Source organism: Aquabacterium sp., from assembly GCF_048860245.1.
In the GTDB taxonomy this organism is placed as follows: domain Bacteria; phylum Pseudomonadota; class Gammaproteobacteria; order Burkholderiales; family Burkholderiaceae_C; genus Aquabacterium.
In genome coordinates, this window is record NZ_JBLIZW010000099.1 from 1 (window position 1) to 3,209 (window position 3,209).

The following is a 3,209-nucleotide window of genomic DNA, read 5'->3' on the forward strand; positions in this document are numbered from 1 at the left end:
AGTCCACGTTGCTGGGCAATACCTGCGGCGAGGGCAAAGCCCCGAACACCGCGGCGTACTGCAACCACCCCAACCGGCGCACCTGTGCCGACGCGCTGCTCGCTGTCCCTGCTGCCATGCTCGCTCCCATGCCGATTCCGATTGGAATCCAGCTTAGAGACACCCGGTCCCGCAGCCAAGGTCGCTTGCCCCGAATGGATAACCCTCGTCAGCGGCTTACCGTGGTGCCGGCCTTGGGCAAGGACATGCCACGACCAGTCCCATGCGCCAGACAGCCCCCTCTCCTCGGTGTGCGCCCCAAACGCAAAAAAGCCCGCAGGGATGAGCTGCGGGCTTCGGTACCAGGACAGGCGCAAGCGCCTGTCGGGCACGAGATCACTTCTTGCGCAGGCGGCGGATGGCAGCCAACTGAGCCACCAGTTCGGCCAGTTCGCTTTGCGCGCGGGCCAGGTCCAGTTCGCCCTTGGCGTTCTGCACGGCTTCCTCGGCCAAACGCTTGGCTTCGGTCGCCTTGGCTTCGTCCAGGTCGTGACCGCGGATGGCGGTATCGGCCAGCACGGTCACGCAGTGAGGCTGCACTTCCAGAATGCCGCCAGCCACGAAGACGAACTCTTCTTCGTTGTTGTCAGCGCGCTGGATGCGCACGGCGCCCGGCTTGATGCGGGTGATCAGCGGGGTGTGACGCGGCAGGATGCCAAGCTCACCCACCTCACCCGGCAGGGACACCAGCGTGGCTTCGCCCGAGAAGATCGACTCTTCGGCGGAGACCACATCAACGTGAATGGTGGACATATCGAGCTTTCAAAAGAGGTTCAACGATTTGCACCGTCCGAAGACAGCTTTCACACGATCTCAAACGGCGCAAGAAGCAAGCAATCGGGTGTGGATCAAGGCGCTGCGCACCACCGTAGCGGAAGCTACGGTGAGCACGGCAACGCCGAACCACGCCCGAGTGCGCCGCTTATTGCATCGTCTTGGCCTTTTCGAAGGCTTCGTCGATCGTGCCAACCATGTAGAAGGCCTGCTCGGGCAGTGCATCGCACTCGCCGTTCACGATCATCTTGAAGCCGCGGATGGTTTCCTTCAGAGGCACGTACTTGCCAGGTGCGCCGGTGAACACTTCGGCGACGTGGAAAGGCTGCGACAGGAAACGCTGGATTTTACGGGCGCGGGCCACCAGCAGTTTGTCTTCCGGAGCCAGTTCGTCCATGCCCAGAATGGCGATGATGTCGCGCAGTTCCTTGTAGCGCTGCAGCGTGTTTTGCACGGCGCGGGCCACTTGGTAGTGCTCTTCACCGACCACGTGCGGGTCCAGCTGACGCGAGGTCGAGTCCAGCGGGTCCACAGCGGGGTAGATGCCCAGCGAAGCGATGTCACGCGACAGCACCACGGTGGAGTCCAAGTGGGCGAAGGTCGTGGCAGGCGACGGGTCGGTCAAGTCGTCCGCAGGGACGTACACGGCCTGGATCGAGGTGATCGAGCCGACCTTGGTCGAGGTGATGCGCTCTTGCAGACGGCCCATTTCTTCGGCCAGCGTCGGCTGATAGCCCACAGCCGAAGGCATACGACCCAGCAGAGCAGACACTTCGGTACCGGCCAGGGTGTAACGGTAGATGTTGTCCACGAAGAACAGCACGTCACGGCCTTCGTCACGGAAGGCTTCGGCCATCGTCAGACCGGTCAGGGCAACGCGCAGACGGTTGCCCGGTGGCTCGTTCATCTGACCGTACACCATGGCGACCTTGGATTCGGCCAGGTTGTCCTGCTTCACCACGCCGGCGTCCGACATTTCGTGATAGAAGTCGTTGCCTTCGCGGGTACGCTCACCCACACCAGCGAACACCGACAGACCCGAGTGAGCCTTGGCGATGTTGTTGATGAGTTCCATCATGTTCACGGTCTTGCCCACACCGGCGCCACCGAACAGACCCACCTTACCGCCCTTGGCGAACGGGCAGACCAAGTCGATCACCTTGATGCCGGTTTCCAGCAGCTCGGTCGAGGGCGACAGTTCGTCGTAAGCGGGAGCCTTGCGGTGGATCGGGGCCGTTTGAGCCTGCGACACTTCACCACGTTCGTCGATGGGGTTGCCCAGCACGTCCATGATGCGGCCCAGGGTAGCCGGGCCCACGGGCACGGTGATCTGAGCGTTGGTGTTGAACACCTGCATGCCGCGGCGCAGGCCGTCGGACGAACCCAGCGCGATGGTACGGACAATGCCGTCGCCCAACTGCTGTTGCACTTCGAGGGTCAGCGCAGAGCCTTCCATCTTCAGAGCGTCGTACACCTTGGGCATCTGGTTACGCGGGAACTCCACGTCCACCACGGCGCCGATGCACTGAACGATCTTGCCCACTGTTTGCGTGTCAGCCATTTTTCGTTCCTTCAATCAATTCAAAATCTTCGGATCAGACCGCAGCCGCACCGGCGACGATCTCGGACAGCTCGGTCGTGATCGCAGCCTGGCGGGTCTTGTTGTAGACCAGCTTCAGTTCCTTGATCACATTGCCGGCGTTGTCGGTCGCGGCCTTCATGGCCACCATGCGAGCCGACTGCTCCGAAGCCATGTTCTCTGCCACAGCCTGGTAAACCAGCGCTTCAACGTAACGGGTCATCAACTCGTCGATCACCAGCTTGGCGTCCGGCTCATAGATGTATTCCCATGCATGAGTCGTTTCGCCTGCGAACTCGTCGGCCGCCAGAGGCAGCAGTTGCTGGACCTGGGGCTCCTGCTTCATCGTGTTGATGAAACGGGTGTAGCACAGGTAGACAGCGCTGAGTTCACCAGCGGTGTAAGCGTCGAGCAGCACCTTGACCGGGCCAATCAGCTTTTCCAAGTGCGGGGTGTCGCCCATGCCGACGACTTGCGCGACGACATTGGCACCGATGCGGTTGAAAAAGCCAGTGGCCTTGTTGCCGATGGCGACCACGTCGGCCTTGACGCCTTGACCGTCCAGCTCACGGAGCTTGTTGGTCACGGCACGCAGCACGTTCGTGTTCAAACCACCGCACAGACCCTTGTCCGTGCTCACCACGATGAAGCCCACCTTCTTGCCGCCTTGACCAGGCAGCATGAAGGGGTGGACGTACTCGGGGTTGGCCTTGGCCAAGTTCGCCGTGATGTTGCGCACCTTTTCAGCGTAGGGGCGAGCCGCAAGCATGCGATCTTGCGCCTTGCGCATCTTCGAAGCCGCGACCATTTCCATGGC

The 3,209-nt window shown here is 61.7% G+C and carries 3 protein-coding genes; all 3 read right to left on the reverse strand.

All coding sequences use genetic code 11. The features are described from left to right. Positions 1-375: 375 nt before the first annotated feature. A complete protein-coding gene (locus ACMV18_RS11335; protein ID WP_320365325.1) occupies positions 376-792 on the reverse strand; it encodes a F0F1 ATP synthase subunit epsilon in 417 nt (138 codons plus the stop codon). Between the two features lie 169 nt (positions 793-961). Then, a complete protein-coding gene (gene atpD, locus ACMV18_RS11340; protein WP_339582218.1) occupies positions 962-2,374 on the reverse strand; it encodes a F0F1 ATP synthase subunit beta in 1,413 nt (470 codons plus the stop codon). A 34-nt stretch (positions 2,375-2,408) separates the two neighbouring features. Continuing rightward, positions 2,409-3,209: F0F1 ATP synthase subunit gamma (gene atpG / locus ACMV18_RS11345; protein WP_420817928.1), on the reverse strand; the 801-nt coding region annotated here is incomplete at its 5' end.

Bases quoted from the DNA above. Each gene is read 5' to 3' on its own strand.
- ACMV18_RS11335 (WP_320365325.1), bottom strand. From the start codon at position 792: ATGTCCACCATTCACGTTGATGTGGTCTCCGCCGAAGAGTCGATCTTC.
- atpD (WP_339582218.1), bottom strand. From the start codon at position 2,374: ATGGCTGACACGCAAACAGTGGGCAAGATCGTTCAGTGCATCGGCGCC.